At 63.1% G+C, this 18,597-nt stretch carries 20 protein-coding genes; 2 read left to right on the top strand and 18 right to left on the bottom strand.

Annotation, left to right across the window (positions count from 1 at the left end):
- Positions 1–56 precede the first annotated feature (56 nt).
- The 3 genes from IFU31_RS04240 to IFU31_RS04230 all read right to left on the bottom strand — a co-directional run bounded on the left by IFU31_RS04240 (position 57) and on the right by IFU31_RS04230 (position 1,470).
- Positions 57–404: a type II toxin-antitoxin system ChpB family toxin gene (locus IFU31_RS04240; RefSeq protein WP_185794411.1), complete on the bottom strand. Its 348-nt coding sequence runs from the start codon at positions 402–404 to the stop codon at positions 57–59.
- On the bottom strand, positions 401–655 hold the full coding sequence (locus IFU31_RS04235; RefSeq protein ID WP_122801237.1) for an AbrB/MazE/SpoVT family DNA-binding domain-containing protein: 255 nt from the start codon (positions 653–655) through the stop codon (positions 401–403). The genes IFU31_RS04240 and IFU31_RS04235 overlap by 4 nt, the downstream gene beginning before the upstream one ends.
- 203 nt (positions 656–858) lie before the next feature.
- Entirely contained in the window at positions 859–1,470 is a 612-nt protein-coding gene (locus tag IFU31_RS04230) for a LysE family translocator (RefSeq protein WP_192053062.1), read from the bottom strand.
- A gap of 240 nt (positions 1,471–1,710) precedes the next feature.
- Here IFU31_RS04230 and IFU31_RS04225 point away from each other — a divergent pair, with 240 nt between their 5' ends.
- A complete protein-coding gene (locus tag IFU31_RS04225) occupies positions 1,711–1,974 on the top strand; it encodes a CopG family ribbon-helix-helix protein (RefSeq protein ID WP_192102373.1) in 264 nt (87 codons plus the stop codon).
- Positions 1,937–2,227 (top strand): type II toxin-antitoxin system RelE/ParE family toxin, encoded by a 291-nt coding sequence (locus tag IFU31_RS04220; RefSeq protein ID WP_192102372.1) that lies wholly within the window; start codon positions 1,937–1,939, stop codon positions 2,225–2,227. The genes IFU31_RS04225 and IFU31_RS04220 overlap by 38 nt, the downstream gene beginning before the upstream one ends.
- 66 nt (positions 2,228–2,293) lie before the next feature.
- On the opposite strand, the gene IFU31_RS04215 is transcribed toward IFU31_RS04220, so the two are convergent.
- From IFU31_RS04215 to IFU31_RS04145, 15 genes are all read right to left on the bottom strand, one after another.
- Entirely contained in the window at positions 2,294–3,076 is a 783-nt protein-coding gene (locus tag IFU31_RS04215; protein WP_192102371.1) for a DODA-type extradiol aromatic ring-opening family dioxygenase, read from the bottom strand.
- A gap of 14 nt (positions 3,077–3,090) precedes the next feature.
- A complete protein-coding gene (locus tag IFU31_RS04210) occupies positions 3,091–3,726 on the bottom strand; it encodes a hypothetical protein (RefSeq protein ID WP_192058050.1) in 636 nt (211 codons plus the stop codon).
- A 188-nt stretch (positions 3,727–3,914) separates the two neighbouring features.
- Positions 3,915–5,066 (bottom strand): iron-containing alcohol dehydrogenase, encoded by a 1,152-nt coding sequence (locus IFU31_RS04205; RefSeq protein WP_192102370.1) that lies wholly within the window; start codon positions 5,064–5,066, stop codon positions 3,915–3,917.
- Between the two features lie 48 nt (positions 5,067–5,114).
- The gene (locus IFU31_RS04200) at positions 5,115–5,729 is read right to left on the bottom strand and encodes an ANTAR domain-containing response regulator (protein WP_185794417.1); all 615 of its coding nucleotides are present in this window, start codon (positions 5,727–5,729) and stop codon (positions 5,115–5,117) included.
- A 16-nt stretch (positions 5,730–5,745) separates the two neighbouring features.
- Positions 5,746–6,870, bottom strand: a complete 1,125-nt coding sequence (locus IFU31_RS04195) for a transporter substrate-binding domain-containing protein (protein WP_192102369.1) — start codon at positions 6,868–6,870, stop codon at positions 5,746–5,748.
- Positions 6,867–8,387: an amidase gene (locus tag IFU31_RS04190; RefSeq protein WP_192102368.1), complete on the bottom strand. Its 1,521-nt coding sequence runs from the start codon at positions 8,385–8,387 to the stop codon at positions 6,867–6,869. Before IFU31_RS04190 ends, IFU31_RS04195 begins: the two co-directional genes overlap by 4 nt.
- A gap of 12 nt (positions 8,388–8,399) precedes the next feature.
- Positions 8,400–9,104 (bottom strand): ABC transporter ATP-binding protein, encoded by a 705-nt coding sequence (locus IFU31_RS04185; protein ID WP_185794420.1) that lies wholly within the window; start codon positions 9,102–9,104, stop codon positions 8,400–8,402.
- Positions 9,097–9,822: an ATP-binding cassette domain-containing protein gene (locus tag IFU31_RS04180; protein ID WP_192058060.1), complete on the bottom strand. Its 726-nt coding sequence runs from the start codon at positions 9,820–9,822 to the stop codon at positions 9,097–9,099. The genes IFU31_RS04185 and IFU31_RS04180 overlap by 8 nt, the downstream gene beginning before the upstream one ends.
- Positions 9,819–10,850 carry an ABC transporter permease subunit gene (locus IFU31_RS04175; RefSeq protein ID WP_122476154.1) on the bottom strand — a complete coding sequence of 344 codons (1,032 nt, stop codon included), beginning with the start codon at positions 10,848–10,850 and terminating at the stop codon, positions 9,819–9,821. Before IFU31_RS04175 ends, IFU31_RS04180 begins: the two co-directional genes overlap by 4 nt.
- A complete protein-coding gene (locus tag IFU31_RS04170) occupies positions 10,850–11,719 on the bottom strand; it encodes an ABC transporter permease subunit (RefSeq protein ID WP_185794423.1) in 870 nt (289 codons plus the stop codon). Before IFU31_RS04170 ends, IFU31_RS04175 begins: the two co-directional genes overlap by 1 nt.
- Before the next feature lie 10 nt (positions 11,720–11,729).
- A complete protein-coding gene (locus IFU31_RS04165; protein ID WP_122476150.1) occupies positions 11,730–12,968 on the bottom strand; it encodes an urea ABC transporter substrate-binding protein in 1,239 nt (412 codons plus the stop codon).
- A 488-nt stretch (positions 12,969–13,456) separates the two neighbouring features.
- Positions 13,457–15,109 carry an AMP-binding protein gene (locus IFU31_RS04160; protein ID WP_192102367.1) on the bottom strand — a complete coding sequence of 551 codons (1,653 nt, stop codon included), beginning with the start codon at positions 15,107–15,109 and terminating at the stop codon, positions 13,457–13,459.
- A complete protein-coding gene (locus IFU31_RS04155; protein ID WP_122476147.1) occupies positions 15,106–15,846 on the bottom strand; it encodes a nitroreductase in 741 nt (246 codons plus the stop codon). The genes IFU31_RS04160 and IFU31_RS04155 overlap by 4 nt, the downstream gene beginning before the upstream one ends.
- A gap of 12 nt (positions 15,847–15,858) precedes the next feature.
- Positions 15,859–17,247, bottom strand: a complete 1,389-nt coding sequence (locus IFU31_RS04150) for an MFS transporter (protein WP_122476145.1) — start codon at positions 17,245–17,247, stop codon at positions 15,859–15,861.
- A 218-nt stretch (positions 17,248–17,465) separates the two neighbouring features.
- Positions 17,466–18,485, bottom strand: a complete 1,020-nt coding sequence (locus tag IFU31_RS04145; protein WP_192102366.1) for an AraC family transcriptional regulator — start codon at positions 18,483–18,485, stop codon at positions 17,466–17,468.
- Between the last annotated feature and the right edge of the window lie 112 nt (positions 18,486–18,597).

Here is an 18,597-nt window from a genome sequence, read left to right as displayed (position 1 = left end):
TGCAGCGTATTTTCCAATGGATTCTTCCGCGAGGGCCGGCGCTGGTATTGTTTTCCTTACTCGATCAACACCTGAATGCGGGCCAGTACGTCGTCCATCACCACCTCGGGGACCGTCTCTACGCGTTTGCCTCCACGAGCCTCGAGGTCAACGGTGCGCAGTTGATTGCACAACACCACGCCTTGCGTCTCGGTGCCGGAACCACTTAGTGGCACGGCAAAACCAGCATGGCGGGCAAAATCCCCGCCTTGGGTGATGGGCGCAATCAGGACCAAGCCCGACACGTTGAAGGCCGCAGGCGAAATGATCAGCGCCGGACGGAAATCGCCTTGCTGCTCACGGCCGGCGGTGGGGTTCAGGTTCAGGCGCACAATATCGCCACGGTTGAATTTGGCCCGCCTCACGCCTCACGCCCAACGGCCGACATGGCATTCCACGCTGCCATGTCGGCAGGTTCCGGCGCGCTCAAGTCACACTGCGCCATCAGCTCGGCCAGCGAGTAACGCGGCTTGGCCTTCGCAGGCTTGAGGGTCATCACCTCGGCGGACACATCGAGTTTCAGCACATCGCCGCTGACCAGATTCATCATCTTGAGCACAGTTGCTGGCAGGCGAATCGCCGCGCTATTGCCCCACTGCTGCACCTTGACTTCCATGGCAACCTCCTGAAAAAGTGTACACATTGTAGATACGTGTCGAGTCAGCCGCAAGCGTTTTGTATAAACATAGTATCTACAATGCTAGCTCGAAAGCGCGTCGTGAAACCGGCGCATACTCATCGCATATCCCAAGACCGGGCCATCAGGAAATAGCCCAATACATCACCGGAACGCTAATATGCGGATGACTTTCCAACACCTCAAACAGGTGCCGGGCTCTGCAGCAACGGATACAACGACAGCACCAGCAACCCCGCCATGCCCCAGTTGAACAAGCGCAACCAGCGCGGCACGCGCAGCACGTTGCGCAACACACTGCCGAAACCTGCCCAGACGCACACGCTCGGCAGGTTGACCAGTGCAAACACTGCAGCGATGACCATCACGTTATAAACGTAACCCTGCGCCGGCACATAGGTGGTGATGGCGCCAACCGCCATTACCCAGGCTTTAGGGTTGACCCATTGAAAGGCGGCGGCGCCGAGGAAGGTCATGGGTGTGCTGTTCTGTTCTCCCGCCTCGCTCATGCTGCCCGAGGTGGCGATGCACCATGCCAGGTAAAGCAGGTAGGCCGCGCCTATCCAGCGCAGTGCGGTGTAGGTCCAGGGCACGGCGGTGAATATTTCACCCAGCCCCAGTCCGACTGCCAGCACCAGCAGCATGAAACCCAGGCTGATGCCCAAGGCATGGGGAATGGTGCGCAGGAAACCGAAGTTCACCCCCGAGGCCAGCAGCATGGTGTTGTTCGGGCCTGGGGTGATGGACGACACCAGAGCGAAAAGGGCGAAGGCAGGCAGCAGGTCGATGAGCATGTCCGTATGGTCTCTGGGTTGTTGTAGCAGTGAAACTACCTGACGAATTGGCAAGTAATACCGTACAGCCAGTGGTGATTTAACCAGTACACACCAGGCTTTTCAGCAGCCTGGTATTCGAAAGCAGCAGCTGACTTCCGGATCAGTCACGACAGGGATTGCTCAAGCAGCTTCCAATCGGTAGTGTGTACGTTGCGCATAAACGTATACATCGTAAACAAACGTGCCAGGAGTACTGCCATGGGTTCGCCCGTTCTTTCTTTCCGTGTGGAAGCCGAGCTGATCGATCAGCTCGATCAGCTCGCCGAAGCCACCGATCGAGATCGTCAATACCATTTGAAACGTGCTTTGGCTCGCTATGTGGAATCCGAGTCGTGGCATTTCCGTGCTGTAGCCGAAGGCATCGCAGATGCAGAGGCAGGCAATCTGGTCGATTTGGATGCCGTAAAGGCTAAGTGGGTGGCGAGTGCCGAAAGTCGCATTAACCAGCAAGGCGGCGAGTGATCTCGACGGTATTCATGAGCACTACGAAGCGCTCAGAGGACCTGAAAAAGCAGAAGAAACCATTTTTCAGCTGTTGGATGGTTTGAGCCAGCTGGAGGCGTTTCCTCAACTGGGCAAGGCGTCGGGCATCCCCGATTGCCGTGAGTTGATCTTTGCGAAGTATCCCTACCGTGCGATCTACACCCTGAAAGGCAATGCCATTCTGGTGTATCGAATCTTGCACCAACACGCAGAGCGCAGTGAGGATTGGTAGCGGAACGTTCCACTTCGGCAGGGCTGGCCATTCCAGTGGCCGCCCGTGTAGCTCACGCTTGCTGCTTTACGTGAACAAATAACTGTCCATCGCCAACACCCCATACTCCACGCCGCCCTCGATCACCCGCGTTTCATACTGCTCACCCGCCGCGCCGAGCGCGATTAACAACGGCATGAAGTGCTCGTCCGTGGGGTGCGCGCGTTCTGCCGAGGGGGCGTATTGCCGGTAGTCCAGCAGCGCGTGCAGATCACCCGAGGCCAGGGTCTTCGCCGTCCAGGCGGCGAAATCCTTGACGTATTGCGCGCCATGGGGCGTTGCGCCACGGAATTCGTAGAGGTTGTGCGTCAGGCTGCCGGACGCCACGATCAGTACGTTCATGTCGCGCAGTGGTTTGAGCGCCTGGCCGAGCTTCCAGGCCTGATGAGTATCAAGCGCAGCGGGCATGGAAACTTGGATGACCGGTATGTCCGCGTCCGGCGCCAGATACAGCAGCGGTACCCAGGCCCCGTGGTCCAGGCCCCGCTCGGCATCCAGGCGGGATTGCCAGCCGCCGGCCTGCAGCATGTCGACGATCCGCGCGGCCAGGGCCGGTGCGCCCGGTGCTGGGTATTGAATCCGATACAGGGCGTCGGGGAAGCCGCCGAAATCGTGAATCGTCGGCGGGGCTGCACTGGCGGTCACGCAGATGTCACTGCGGGTCATCCAGTGCGGGGAAAGGATGACGATGGCTTCGGGCCGCGTCAGCTCACGACCCAGCTCGGCCAGGTGCTTGCCAGCCAGGCCGGGCTCGACCGCGAACATGGGGGAACCATGGGACACGAACAGTACTGACGATCGAATAGTCATCAGCGGACTCCACATCAAGACGTTGCGGTTTGAGGACTCCAGCTTTCGCCAAGCCGGCATTTGACCCAATACTCGAAGCTGGCGCACAGCCAGATGCCATATGCCAGCAACTCCACACCTTCTTCGGCCGTGGTTTTTGCCAGGCGCTGGTAGCCGTCACCCATGACCTGGTGCCAGAACGCACCCATGCCGAAGATCCTGGAAAAGATCAGCACCGCGAAGCCGGTGGCCAGCGCGGCGAACGTTGGCGTGCGCAGGAAAGCGCCCAGGGACTGCAGGGTTTGCCGTCTGTGCCTGGCACTTGCCGCCTTGCCTATGGCGACTGCAGCGATAGCCAGGAACGGCCACAGCCACGCACTGTGGCTGATGGGGTCGAACAGACCGTCCAGCTCTCGGGTCAGCAGGCAGGCGAAAAATCCTGCGGCGAGGTATTCGAAGCCGCCTTTGCGGGCCGGTCCCGGTGCGCTCCAGAACAACAGGGCGCACAGCGCGAGCATGAGCTCCTGGGTGATCTCGGTAAACGATATTTCAAGGATATCGGTATGAAAGACTGCGATGTCCAACCACACCATGGCAAACGACAAGCCAGCAATCGAACATTTGGCCAAAGCGAACAGAAGCGAGTATTTCAAATCAGGGCGGGCGTACACGTGAAGCTCCAAAGCGAGACAGTTGCTATAAGTCGCGCATATAAACGTCTGGCACCGCGAAAAGAAAGCGGACTTTCACGATAGTAAACATTGATGGAGTTGATGCGATGGGTTGCCCGCAGGCAGACAGCCCCGCGGTATAGGGCTGTCTGCCGTGCAGCACAGGAGGCGCGGTGTTCGGCAGCGACCTAGAACGCCGCGGTATAGATTGCCAGCGCATCGGCCACGCTGACTTCGCGCGGGTTGTTGACCAGCAGGCGCTGTTGCAGCATTGCGCTGCGAGCCAGTTCCGGCAGGCTCTCGCGGGTCACTCCGGCATCACCCAGGCGCAGCGGCAGGCCGGTGGCCACATGAAGCCTGAGCAGTTCGTCGATGAACTGCTGCGCCGCGTCGCCCGATTGCAGGCGCTCGCCCAGCACCAATGGCGCCAGCTCGGCGTACAGGCCCTGGGCGGCTGGCAGGTTGAAGCGCAGCACTTGCTGCAGTACCAGCGCATTGGACAGGCCGTGGGGCAGGTGAAAGCTGACACCCAGCGGGTAGGCCAGGGCATGCACGGCGGCAACCGGTGCGTTGGCGAAGGCCTGGCCGGCCAGGCAGGCGCCCAGCAACATCGCCTGGCGGGCTTCCAGGTCTTGCGGTGTATTGACCGCGCGTTCCAGGTTCGCCGCCAACAGGCGCAAGGCTTCGCGCGCCAGCAGGTCGGAGAGCGGGTTCTTGCGGTGCTTGCTGGTGTAGGCCTCGATGGCATGCACCATGGCGTCGATGCCGGTGGCAGCGGTGACCGGGGCGGGCAGGCCGATGGTCAATTGCGCGTCGAGAATTGCCAGGTCCGGCAACAGCTGGTTCGCCACCACGCCGGACTTGCCGGTGGCCGTGGTGACGATGGAGATGGGCGTGACTTCCGAACCCGTGCCCGCGGTGGTGGGTACCTGAATCAATGGCAAACGCGGGCCGGTGGCCTGGTTCACGCCGTAGATGTCGCTCAGGCTCTGCCGCTGCCCAGGGTGTGCCAGGTAGGCGACCAGTTTGGCGGTGTCCATGGAGCTGCCGCCGCCGAAGCCGACGATCAGGTCGGCTTGCATGCCCCGGGCCTGCTCGGTGGCTGCCAGCACCAGGGCCTCTGCCGGATCGGCGAGCACGTCGCTGTACACCGCCAGTTCGATGCCCGCAGTGGCGAAGCCCGGCAGCACGCTGTCGAGCAGGCCGTGCTTGAGGATGCCGGCGTCCGTGACCAGCAATACCCGCTGGGCGCCGCGGCTGGCGCACTGTTCGGCCAGGCCAGCGGCGCTGCCGGTGGCGCAGATGAGGTGGGCAGTGCTGCTGAAGGTGAATCCTTGCATGGGGTGACCTCGTATTCTTGTGGTTGGGGGCGCTGGTTCAGCACAGGGCTAGGGCAGCGGCGGTTCGGGTTCGGCAGGTTGATCGGCATCGATGATCTGCTGGGCGATGGCCTCCATGCTGGTGCGGCGCGTCATGGCTTCGCGTTGCAGGCGCCGATGAGCATCGTTTTCGCCCAGGCGATGGCGCGCCATCAACAGTGCCTTGGCCATGGAGATTTTCGACACGGCCGGTTGCCGGCTTTGCAGCTTGCGCAACTCGGCGAGCATGTCGATGCGCGCCCGCCAGGCGGCCCGCGCCATCAGCAACTGGGTCAGCAGGCCGAAGGGCCGCAGGGGCCGCTCGATGACCGCCGCCGGTTGCGTCTCCAGCACCAGTTGCAGCATCGACGGGTTCTCGTAACCGACCACGGCGATGATTGGCGGCGCCTGCTCGCTCAGGCCTTCCACCAAGGTTTGCGTGTTCAACCGCTGGCTCAGTTCCACGGCCAGCAGCACCACGTCGACCGCTTCGGGCAGCGTGGTGGGCACCGGCCAGCGTTGTTCGACGATGCAGCCGATGCGCTGCAGTTGGTCGAGCACGATGCGTGCCTCACCGTCCTGTGGGTGAATCACCAGTACGCGCAGGCCCTTGAGTTCGCGCAGCAGGGACGGCGCGCTGGTCATCTCGGCCTCCGGCAGGTCATGGCTGCACGTCCATCTGGTAGTCGACCATATAGGGGCTCGGCTGCACGGCTTCGGCGCTCTCCAGCACCAGCTGGAATCGCCGTCGCTGGTCGAGCCGGGCGATGCGCGGCCACAGCCAGGTGTGCTGGGTCTGGGCGTCGATCTGCACGGTGCCTTGAGGCGCCTCGAAGCGTGCCCCGGCCAGTGCTTCGCGCAGGGCCTGCACTGAGTCATCGGACGCGCGGCGCGCGGCTTGCGCGAACAGGTGAACCTGAAAGTAGGCCGCTTCGGCACCCGAGGTAATCGCGGCGTGTTCGCCGAAGCGCGCACGGTAGCGTGCCACGAACGCCTGGCTGGCTGGGGTCTGCAAGGTCGAGAACCAAGGCGCGGCGGAGATGTGGCCTTCGGCTTCCTCGTCGCTCATGGCTTGCACGTCGACCTCGTTGGTGGCCAGGCTGACGATGGGCACGACCGCAGGATCGAACCCCGCCTGGCGATAGGCGCGGTGCAGCGACGGAATGTCGCTGCCGACGATGGTCGAGTAGATGGCGTCGGGAGCGGTTTCGCGCACCCGCTGCATGACCCGGTCGAAATCTTCGGCGGTGGCGTGGAAGGGCAGGTAGATCTCGTCGACGACCTCGCCGCCGGCCTGTTCGAACAGCTCGCGCATGATGCGGTTCGATTCGTAGGGGTAGACATACGAGCCCCCGACGAACAGCACCCGCCCGCCATGGGTTTCCAGCACGTAGCGGGCCAGCTGCAGGGAGTTCTGGTTGGGTGCCGAGCCGGTATAGAAGCAGTACGGCGAGTATTCGAAACCTTCGTACAGGGTTGGGTAGAACAGCAATCGACGACGGCTTTCGACCACCGGCAGAACGACCTTGCGCGTGCTCGACATGTGCGTGCCGAACAGCACCTGCACCTGATGCTGGTCGCACAGCTGCAGCGCACTGTCGCGGTAGTCGTTCGGATCGGCGCCGGGGTCGCCGTCGATGGCCAGCAGGCGCCGGCCGTCGAGGCCGCCGCTGTCATTGATTTCGGCAATGGCCAGGTGCGTGGCATTGGCCTGGGCGGTTTCCGACGCCGCCGTCAGGCTAGCGCGGGAAAACAGCAGGCCTACCTTGTAGTCTTCGCCGCTCATGAGGTCAGGCTTTCCCAATCGATATGCTGTTCGAAGTGATGCGCAGCCTGGTAAAGGGTCGCCTCATGGTAATCGCGGGCTATGAGCATGAGTCCCACAGGCAACCCTTGCGCCAGCCCGCAGGGAATCGACATGGCCGGGTGGCCGGTCACGTCGAACGGGGCGGTGTTGGCGTTCATTTCCAAGGCACGGGTAACCCAGGTTGCGGGCGTGGCATCGGCTGCGGGAAGCTTGGGCGCCTTGAGCGGCACGGTCGGCATCAGCAGCAGATCGTAGCGGGCCAACTGCTCGTCGTAGGCGGCGCGCAGCTGGCGTGCGGCGTTCTGCGCCTTGGCATAGTACTGGCCGGCGAATCGCTGATGGGCATAGTGGCCTGCTAGCAGGCAGGTTTTCAGATCGTGAGGGAAGGCGTCGGCCTGCTGTTGCCAGTCTTGTTGCGCGCGCATCAGGCTCTCCACGTACAAGCCCTTCCAATTGGAACCATAATTGTAGCCGCGCAGCAGCTGCGTGGTGCCCTCCACGGCAATCGGTGTCCAGATGGCATGGCCCAGTGCGTGCAGGGGGATGGAAACCTCTTCCACCAGCGCGCCCCATTCGGCGAACAGACCGGCGGCGCGGCGCACGGCGGCGTCGACATCGGCTTCGGAATTGGCGTGGCCGAAGCCTTCGCTGACCACGCCGATGCGCAGGCCCGCAACACCTGCTCCCAAGGCCTGGGTATAGGCCTGTACTGGCATCTGCCGATCCTGGCGCGGATCCAGGCCGTCGGCGCCGGCCAATACCTCGAGCATCAGTGCGTTGTCGGCCACCGTGGCGCTCATGATGCCAGCGTGGTCCAGGGTCATTTCGATGGGCATGATGCTGGTGTAGGGCACCAAGCCGTGGGTCGGCTTCATGCCGTAGATGCCCGAGTAGGCCGCTGGAATGCGCACCGAGCCGCCTTGATCGGTGCCGATGGCCAGGTCCACTTCACCGGCGACGATCAGCGCGGCGCATCCCGACGACGACCCCCCGGTCGAGTGCCCTGGGTTGCGCGGGTTGTGCACCGCGCCGGTGGCGTTGGTGTGGCTGCTGCCCGAGACGCAGAAAAATTCGCAATGGGCCTTGCCCAGAATGCTGCCGCCGGCGTCCAGCACGCGCGTGGCCACGGTGGCGTCGACATCGGGCACGTAACCCTGCAGGGTCGACGAACCATTCATCATGGGCACACCGGCCAGGCAGATGTTGTCCTTGAGGGCAATGCGCTTGCCGCTCAGGGCGCCGTCGGCAGCGCCGTGCAGGTCGGTGCGCACGTACCAGGCGTTGTAGGGGTTCTGCGCCGGCGCGGGAATCTGTCCGGCATTCCTGGGATACCGCTGCGGCAGGCTGACCGGTTGCAGCTGATCCAGGCGGTCATAGTCCTGCCAGACCGCTTCGAGGATGTCGGCATACTGCGCCAGTAACGGCGCTGGCAGATGCAGGCCCAGTTGGTTGCCGGTTTCGGCAAGCTCGACCTGGGTTGGACGTTGAATGGACATGACGATGAATCCTTAAGAATGAAAGCCCATGAAACGCTCGGCAAGCGCTTCGGTGGTAGTGCTGGCAGGGTCGACTTCATCGACCAGTCGACCGTTCTCGATGATCAGGATGCGATCGGCCAGCGCCGTCAGGAAGTCGATATCCTGCTCCACCAGAATGATCCCCAGGCCCTGTTCGCGACGCAGGCGCTGCAGGGTTTCGATGATCTCGTCGCAGATGGAGGGCTGGATGCCCTCGGTCGGTTCATCGAGCAGAATCAGCTTCGGGTTGCCGCACAGGCAGCGAGCCAGGGCCAGCAGCTGTTGTTCGCCGCCCGACAACGCGCCGCCGGGCTGGTCGAGCAGCCGTTGCAGCCGCGGGAAATACGTCAGGATCCGCTCGATGGTGGCGCCGGCCTCGGCGAAGTGCTTCACGCAGCCCATGCGCAGGTTTTCACCCACGGTGAGAAACGGAAAGATCTGCCGGCCCTGGGGCACGTAGCCGATGCCGGCGCGTGCGCGTTGGCTGGCATCGGCGCGGCTCAGGTCGTGGCCGGCGAATCGCACGCTGCCTGACAGCGCCGGCAACTCGCCGATCAGCGCGCGCAGCAGGGTGGTCTTGCCCATGCCGTTGCGGCCGAGCACGCCGATGCAGCTGTCGGTGGCGCTGCGCAGACCGATGTCGCGCAACACCGGCACGCGCCCGTAGCCGGAACACAATCCGTTGACTTCAAGCATGTTTGATCTCCTGTTTGCCCAGATAGGCTTCGCGCACCAACGGGTCCTGAGTCACCTCGGCAAAGCTGCCCTGGGCGAGGATTGCCCCCTGGTTGAACACGGTGACCGTGCCGGCGATCAGGCGAATGAACTCCATGTCGTGCTCGACCACCACCACGGTGCTGTGCGCATTGATCTCCTTGATCAGCTCCGCGGTCTTGCGCACTTCCTGATAAGTCATGCCGGCGGCCGGCTCGTCCAGCAGCACCAACGTCGGCCGCGAGGCCAGGATCATGCCCAGCTCGACCCATTGACGCTGACCGTGGGCCAGGTCGCCGACCAGACGATGACGGTACTCGGCCAGGTCGATGCGCCGCAGGGTGTGTTCGGCGCTTTGCCGGGCCTGATCGGCGCTCTGCGTACGGCTGGCGGCCAGCCGCAGGTTCTCGAATACATCCAGGCCGTCGAACACGCTGGGCGTCTGGGTCTTGATGCCGATACCCATGCGGGCGATGCGGTGCGGGGGCAGGCCGCTGATGCGCCTGGCCTGAAAGTGGCAGGTGCCGTGGGTCGGCTTCAACTGCCCACTGAGCAGTTTGAAAAAGGTGCTTTTACCCGCACCGTTGGGGCCGATGAGGCAGCGCAGCTCACCGCTGTGAAGGGTGAAGTCCACTGCCTTGACGGCGTGAACACCCCCGAAACTGACGCCCAGGCCCTGGGTTTGCAGTAGCACGCTCATACGACGTTCTCCGGTGGCACGACAGGGCTGGGCGCCGGGCGGCGCTTGAAGAGGCGCGAGGCCAAAGCCCCCAGGCTTGGCAGCAGGCCGCGCGGCAGCAGCATGACGAAGGTCAGCAGAATCGCGCCCAGCACCAGGCCGCTGTCGACCGTTTGCTGTTCACCCAGTCGCGCCATCAGTGCCTGCAGGCCGATGCACGCCAGGATCGGCCCGAACAAGGTGCCGCGGCCGCCGACGATGACCCAGATGATGATCTGCGCCGACTGTGCCAGGCCAAACACGCCCGGGCTGACGAACGCACCCCAGTTGGCGAACAGGCATCCGGCCAGCCCGGCAATGCCGCCGCCCAGGCTGAACACGATCAGCTTGTGCAGGCGCGTGTCGTAGCCCAGCAGCCCGGCACGCTGCTCGTTTTCACGGATGGCCACGACCACCTTGCCGAAGCGGCTGGCGAGCAGCCCGCGCAGGCCCAGGTAGCAGAGAATCAAGGCGCCGCCGATCACCTGGAACAGGGTTTCAGGTTCCAGCACACGCTGCGGATCGAACGGCACGTTGAGCGTCGGGATCGCCGGGATGCCATTGAAACCACCCAGCAGCGCACTGCCGATGTGGTATTCGCTGCCCGAGGTGGAGTTCATCACGTTGAACAGAATCAACGTCACCGCCAAGGTGATCACGCCCAGGTACACATCACTGATGCCGCCATAGAACATGAAATAGCCCATGGCCGCGGCGAACAGTGCGGGCACGGCAATGGCCAGCAGCACCGGCCAGGTGCTGTCGCCGATGTTCAGCACGCCGATGGCATAGGCATAGGCACCCAGGCCGAAGAACGCAGCCTGGCCGAAACACAGGATGCCGCCAAAGCCCCAGATGAACGCCAGGCTCAGCGCCAGCAAGGCCATGACCAGGTAGATGGTCAGCGAGAGCAGGGTGAACAGGTCCAGCCACTGCGGTAGAACGCCGACCAGCACGGCGGCGAGCACACAGCCCAGCACCGGCAGCAGATCACGAAATGCGACAGGCATCAGAACGCCCTCCGAAAGAAACGACCGGTGATGCCTTGGGGCAACACGCGGATCAGCACGATGGCGGCCAGCAGCAGGGCCACTTCACCGAACACCGGGGTACTGAAGAAGGTCACCACTTGGCTGATGACGCCGAACGCGCCGGCCGCACTCAGCGTGCCGGTGATGACCGCGCTGCCGCCGCCGATCACCGTGATGAAGGCCTTGGCGATGTAGCTGGCGCCCAGCGTCGGGATCACCCCGGTGAGTGGCGCGAGGACCGCGCCACCGAGCCCGGCCAAGGCCGCACCCAGGCCAAAGGTAAGGCTGTAGATGCGCCCGGGGTTGGCGCCCAGGGCGGCAGCCATCTTGGCGTTCTGCATGGTCGCCCGCGCGCACAGGCCAAACTGGGTGAAGCGCAGCAGCGCCCACAGGCCCAGCAGGACCGCCACGGCCACGGCAATCACGAACAGTCCGTAGCCACTGGTTTGATAGGCGCCCAGGGTAATGCCCGGCAACGGTGAGCTGATGCCCACCGTGGTGTTGCCGAACAGCATGGTCGCCGCACCGGTCAGCCCCAGGCTCAGGCCCCAGGTGGCCAGCATGGTATCGATCATGCGGCCGTAGAGGTGGCGTATCAGCAGGCGCTCGACCAGCATGCCGAACAGGCCCACGGTGAGCGGCGCCAGCACCAGGATCGAGATCCAGATCGGCACGTGCCAATGGTGGGTGGCCAGGACGGCCACGTAACCGCCGAGCATCATGAACTCGCCGTGCGCCAGGTTGATGATCTTCATCATGCCGAACACCACCGCCAGGCCGATGCTGAGCAGCACCAGCGTGGCGATGGCACCGACTATCTGCAGGGAAAAAATCGCAGCCCAATCCATGTCCGTCTCCTTACAGCGCGATGCTGTATTGCTTGGCATCACGGGGGTTCTTGATCAGGTCGCAAACCGCGGCGGTGTCCGAAGGGGCCTGCTGGGCGAAGCTTTCAACCACCTCGAGGCGGCGATCGCGCACCTCGGCGATGTGCACGTCCAGAATGCAGTGGTGGGTGGCCGGGTCGATGCTGACCTTGCCGCTGGGCAGGTCCAGGCTGATGCCTTTCTCCAGCGCTTCGATGACCGCCATGCGTTCGATCGAACCGGCCTGGCGCACGCCCTCGGCCCACAGCATCATGCCCTGGTAGGCGCCCATGGCCAGTTCGGTGATGTACGGATAGTCGGCGCCGAAGCGCTTGTGGAAGCGTTCGACGAACGCCGTGTTGAGCGGGGTCTGCAGTTCCTGCACGTAGTTCTGGCAGATCAGGATGCCGTTGCACTCTTCGGGCGAGAGCACGATGTGCTCGTTGCCACCGGCGAAGGTGGTCGAGGCGATCGGCAGCTTGCCGGTCATGCCGGCGGCCTTCCATTGGCGGTAGAACGACATGTGCGCGCCGCCGACCAGGGCCGACCAGACGAAGTCCGGCTTGGCTTCCTGGATCTTCGAAATGGTCGCGCCGAAGTTGGTCACGTCGAGCGGGAAGAACTCGATACCCACGCTCGACCCGCCGGCCTGCTCGACGTACTTCTTCACCCAGGCGGTGACGATCTGCCCGTAGTTGTAGTCCGCCGCGACGATGTAGACCTTCTTGCCCCACTTCTGGGTTACGTGGGACACCAGCTTCTCCACGGTCTGCCCCGGCGTCACGCCGGTGCCGAAGAAGTTGCGATCGCACACGCCGCCTTCGTACTGGTTGTCGTAGAAGTACAGCGTCTTGTAGCGGTCCAGTACCGGCCGTACCACTTCGCGTGACGCCGAAGTGATGCCCGCGTGCACCACGGCAGCGCGATCCTTGAGCGCCGCCTGCTGGGCGTACTGCGCGTACAGCTGCATGTTGGACTGGGTGTCGTACTTGATCAGATTCAACGGCCGACCGAGCAGGCCGCCCTGGGCATTGAGTTCCTCGGTGGCGAATGTCAGCGCGTCCACGATCGGCTTGCCATAGATGTCCAGGCCACCCGAGCTGTCGTACAGCGAGGCGATCTTGATGGCGTCGTCGGCGGCGAAGGCCGACAGGCTCTTGAAGCTCAGCGCCGACAGTGCGGCAGCGGAAATGGCGGACGAACGCAGGAAGGTACGACGATTGATAGCCATGCTCAGTGCTCCTGGAACCAGCCCTGCGTGCCATCGCCTGCCGGTTTGCGCACAGCCGAAGGGGCTGCCCGTGCAAGCACCGGGAAACAGGAATGGAGTGGGGGCTGGATGAGATGCAGGCGAGGGGGGTAGGGCCTGATCTCACGTACCGACGACGCTGTCGGCTGAACGGGTGTCGAGCGTTTCGCTTGTGACCGCAGCCGCATCGTTGGGGCCGGGTCGCCCAGGGCATGAGGGCCGCTGGAGGAAACAGATGTCGCGTGGGGCGCGACGCCCTAAACGAAGCAATAATCAGGCCGCTGTCAGTAACTGGATGTTTTCACTGAATATTTTTTGTTGGTGCGCTTTTGAGAGCGCAATAGTGTGCTCCAGAATGGGAATCCTGCACTCAAACCGGGCAGGGTCCAACTGATGGGTAACAGGGGAGGCGGTGCTCAGCATGGGTTGAACACTGCCCCTCTGTATTGAACGCACACCTACGAACGGCTTCACCCTCCGGACGCGAGCCTCGAGATGGCAGCCTTGCTGCCTGCACGCTCGCGCAGCACGAATTTCTGGATTTTGCCCGTCGCCGTCTTCGGCAGTTCCGTGAAGATGACCTGTCGCGGGCATTTGAACCTGGCCAGGCGCGTTTGGCAGAACGCGATCAGCTCGGCACTGGTGGGCGCCGCGACACCGGCCTTCAGCTCGATGAAAGCGCATGGCACCTCACCCCATTTGTCGTCGGGCTGGGCCACGACAGCCGCGTGCAGGACGCTGGGATGGCAGTGGATGACATCCTCGACTTCGATCGAGGAGATGTTCTCGCCGCCTGAGATGATGACATCCTTGGAACGATCGGTGATTTGCACGTAGCCACCTTCATGCACCACCGCGATGTCCCCGGTATGAAACCATCCACCCGCGAAGGCCTTGCCGGTGGCCGACGCGTTCTTCAGGTATCCCATCATTACGGTATTGCCGCGCAGCAACAGTTCGCCGGTGGTGACACCATCGTGCGGCACCGCGATCAAGGTGTCCGGATCCGCCACCATCATCCCTTCGAACGTTGCCGCTCGCGTGCCCTGGCGAACCCGGAATGCGCGTTGTTCGCTGTCCGTCAGCGCGTCCCAGCCGTCTTGCCACACGCAGCTCACCGGGGTGCCGGATACCTCGGTGATGCCGTAGACATGATCCACGTCGAAGCCCAGTGCAACCACCGCGCTGAGCACCGAAGCCGGTGGAGGGGAGCCGGCCGTGAGCACGCGCACAGGTGATCGCAACACCTCGCGATCACGCGCATCGGCAATCATGGCCATGACCACGGGTGCGGCGCAGAAATGGTCCACTCCGTGGGTATCGATGGCATCGAACACGGCCTCGGCACTGACCTTGCGCATGCACACATGAGTGCCCGCCGCTGCGGTGATCGCCCAGGTAAAACACCAACCGTTGGCGTGGAACATCGGCAGCGTCCACAGGTAGCGCGGCGCACGCGGCAGCGGCCAGTTGGTCATCTGCAGCAGGCTCATCAGATAGGTCGCGCGGTGGCTGGTGACGACCCCCTTGGGATCGCCCGTGGTACCGGAGGTGTAGTTCAGAGCGATAGGGTGCCATTCATCGACAGGCCAGACGCCGGCGAAGTCCGGATCGCCGTTGGCGAGCAGCTCTTCATAACCCACCACGCCGATCGATGGCCCCAACGGCGCGAAGGGGTCGTCGATATCGATCACGATCAGCGCCTGATCCAGCCGCTCGAGCGCCGCCGCAACCAGGCTTGCGTATTCGCGATCCACCAGAATGGCCTTGGACTCGGCATGCCTGAGAATGAACGCCACGCCTTCGGCATCGAGCCGGCAGTTGATGGTGTTGAGCACTGCGCCCGATAACGGGATGCCGAAATGCGCTTCGAGCATGGCCGGCGTATTCGGGCACAGAATGGAGACGGTATCGCCAGCGCCCAATCCTCGAGCGACCAGAGCACTGGCCAGTCGCAGGCAGCGCTCGCGCGTCTGCGCCCAGGTCCGCGTGATGGGTCCATACACCACCGCAGCCCGTGTCGGATGGGCCAACGCAGCCCTTTCCAGAAACCCCAACGGGGTCAGGGGGAGGTGATTGGCCGGGGTCTTGTCGAGGCACTCGTTGAGGGCTGCAGGCTTCATGGGCGAGTCTCTTTGTTATTGTGATGAAAGGTGGTGAATGCACTGACCGGTTCGCGCTCGGTGACCAGCTCGTTCTCGACGCTGGACGCGTCCGCATAGCCCAGGCTCATGCCGCAGACCAGCATTTGCTCGTCGGGAATGCCAAGGACTTCGGCGATGACGTGGTGATACTTCAGAAAGGCGGCCTGAGGGCACGTGTGCAACCCGCGAGCCCTGGCAGCCACCATCACGCTTTGCAGGAACATGCCGTAGTCCAGCAGGCTTCCTTGCTGGAGCACGCGGTCGATGGTGAACAGCAGGCCTACCGGCGCATCGAAGAACCGGTAGTTGCGGCCGTGCTGCTCATGCATGCGCTGCTTGTCGCCCTTGGCGATGCCCAGCAGCCCGTACAGCTCCCAGCCGACTTTCTTTTTCCTGTCCGCATAGGGCGTCACCCACTCTCTGGGGTAGTACTCGTAGGGGTCGAGCAGCTGGTTGGCATGGGCGGGATCGTTGTCTATATCCGCTATGGCGTTGGACAGCTGCCGTTTGGCGTCGCCGGTGACCACGTGTACACGCCAAGGCTGCATGTTCACGCCCGTCGCGCAGAACCGGGCGACATCGAGGATGCTTTCCACGTCTTCCTGGGCCACGGGGTCGGGAAGAAAAGCCCTGATGCTGCGCCGAGACCTGATCGCCCAGTCCACAGCCTCCACAACCAGGGCGGGGCTTGACGGCGGTTGAGACAGTCGATTCATAAGTGCCCCCAGTCAGGTGGATTTGGAGGTTGCAGGATTCAAGGCCGCACTGTCGGTGGCCGATGGCGCGCGGCGGGTCGAGCGTGCCTGGGAAGAATCGGCGAGGGACTGATTGATCAGCGAAACCGCCGCCGCGCCGATCAGCCCGGCAAGGGCGATGGCCATGAAGTTCTGCTCCAGCGGCAAGTGCATCGAGATCAACCAACCGATCAGTACCGGGGCCACGATGGCGCCTATGCGGCCCACGCCCGATGCAAAGCCGACGCCGGTGGCCCTGATGGTCGAAGGGTAGAAATCGCCGGCGTAGGCGTAGGCCAGCAGTTGCGTACCCAAGGTCGATGCGCCGACCGTGAACACCACGGCGTAGAGCAGGCCCGGCGAGCGGGTGTAGGCGAGCATGACCAGCGCCAGGGCGCCGACGATGTAGAAGCACACCAGCACACGCTTGATGTTGAACCTGTCGCCCAGCCAGCCACCGCCCAGCGCGCCGACAATGGCACCGACGTTGAACACGATCACGAAATTCAGCGCCGATCCCAGGCTGAAACCCGCCATGGCCATCAGCTTGGTCAGCCAGGAGTTCAGCGCGTAGACCATGAACAACCCGGTCATGAATGCCGCCCAGATCATGACCGTGCTGAAACCGCGGCCATCGGCGAACAGGTTGCGCACCGGGGAATCCTGTTTGTCGAGGATCTCCGGGTTGCCGGCCATCACCGCATCGTCGGGAATCATGTTGCCGGGATCGAGCTTTCGCGCCACCTCCCTGAGTGCGTCCTGCTGGCCCTGTTTGAGCATGTAGCCGATGGAGTCAGGCATGCTCTTGAGAATGAACGGGATGAGGATCACGGGCAGGCCCGCGACGTAGAACACCCATTGCCAGCCGTGACTTTCGATCAGCTGTTTTGCGGTAAGGGCGACCAGGATGCCACCCACGGAATAACCGGCGAATACCAGCGTTACCAGGCGGGTGCGCAGTTTCAATGGCGAAAACTCGCCCATTTGCGCGGTGCAGATCGGCAGCACACCGCCAATGCCCAGCCCTGCGATGAAACGCATGACGCTGAAGCTGATGGGGTCGTTGGTCAGCCCGGCACCCGCAGTGAACAGACTGAACAGCGCAACGCAGATGGCCGTCATCTTCGGCCGACCGATGCGATCGGCCAGCGTGCCGAGAAAAATTGCCCCGAGCATGGTGCCGAACAGCGCCGAGCCGGCCATGATGCCGGCACTGGTCGCCTCGATGTTCATGTCCTTCATGATGGCCGGCAGTGCCGCACCCACAACGGCGAGGTCATAGCCGTCGATGATCAGGATGAGCACGCACCAGAACAGGATCAGGCCATGGAAGCGGTTGAACCTTGAATCCTTTGCCAGCGCGAAAACGTTCACGGGTTGCATAGCGTGTCTCCTTCGGTTTTATTTTTGTTTTGAAGTGCACAGGTGTTCTGCCGGCCAGGCCATGGGCAGCGGCCATGGCTGGGGTTCGGCTATCGTAGGCGCCGGCATGGGCTACGCCCATGTCCAAAGTCGTCGTTCTGATTGGGGTGTTTGGACAGTCCGGGGGGGGACAGGAAAGGGACGGATCGTGAATCTTTCAGAAGGGGGAGCAACGAGGCCTACGTTTCATCGGCTTCGTTGCGGCGATAGCAACCGGGACTGACGCCCGTCCACTTCTTGAACGCGCGATGGAAGGCACTGGCATCCTGAAAACCGGTTTGCAGTGCGACTTCCACGACCGTCAGCTCTTCACGGCCCAGCAGATGGATGGCCATGTCCCGACGAAGATCGTCTTTCAGCCGCTGGTAGCTCAAGCCTTCGATGTGCAACCGTCGTTGTAGTGTCGAACTCGAAGTGCCCAGCGATTTCGCCAACCGGTCGAACTCGGGCCAGTCCTCCGGATCCACACCGCGCAGCTTCTGACGAACCTTCGCTCCCGTGCTTTCATCGTTCCGATACTTGACCAGCAAATTGCCGGGCGACTCTTCCAGGAAGGGTGTGAGGGTTGCGGGTGTCTGCACAACCTTGAGGGCGAGGAGGCTGCGATCGAACCGGACGGTGGTCTGGGCGACACCGAACACCAGCGACTCGCAAAAGCGCAGGCGGTAGTCGCTGTCGTCCAAAGGTTGGGCCGGCCGGAAGCCGATGCTTTGGATAGGCAAGCGCCGGCCGCCCAGCCAGCAGAGCAGTCCGTGCACCAGGATCAGCCAGGTGCCATAGCTGAACAGGCGTCTTTCCACGCCGTGGTCGTGAATGACCAGCACCGCCGAGTCGTCTTCGTACGTCAGCTCGCCGTAGACGTCGTCCAGGGCGCTGCGCAGAAACATCAGGATCCGCCGCAGCGCCTGCTCCAGCGAGTGGCAGCCCAGGGCCACATGGCACATGAGCCGAAAGCTGCCTCTGCGCAGCGGATGGCTGTCGATGGCGAAGAACTCGTCGTCCAGCGCGTTGGCCAGCGCAATCCAGAGTCGAGAAAACGCGACTGCGGAGACTCTGGCCTGGGGCGCGTCAAGCAACCCTGGGTCGATGCCCGCGTCTCGCAGCACCGGCTGGATGTCGAATCCGCGCTGCATTGCACCGTGCAGGGCTTCGTGCACCAGGCCTATGGAAGTCGTGCCTTTGTCTGCAACTACAGCCATGACGTGTCCCTGTGAGCGATGCACCGAGTGTCGACCAGTGGCCTGAACGGTAAACAAACCCGCAACGACAGGCAATCGGTCCGGGCACAACAGGTCAATCGTCATCTGATCA

The sequence above is a fragment of the Pseudomonas sp. CFBP 13602 genome (assembly GCF_014842725.1).
Lineage (GTDB): Bacteria > Pseudomonadota > Gammaproteobacteria > Pseudomonadales > Pseudomonadaceae > Aquipseudomonas > Aquipseudomonas baltica.
Note: the sequence above shows the minus strand (reverse complement) of the source record. Positions and strands in the feature narration are given on the sequence as shown.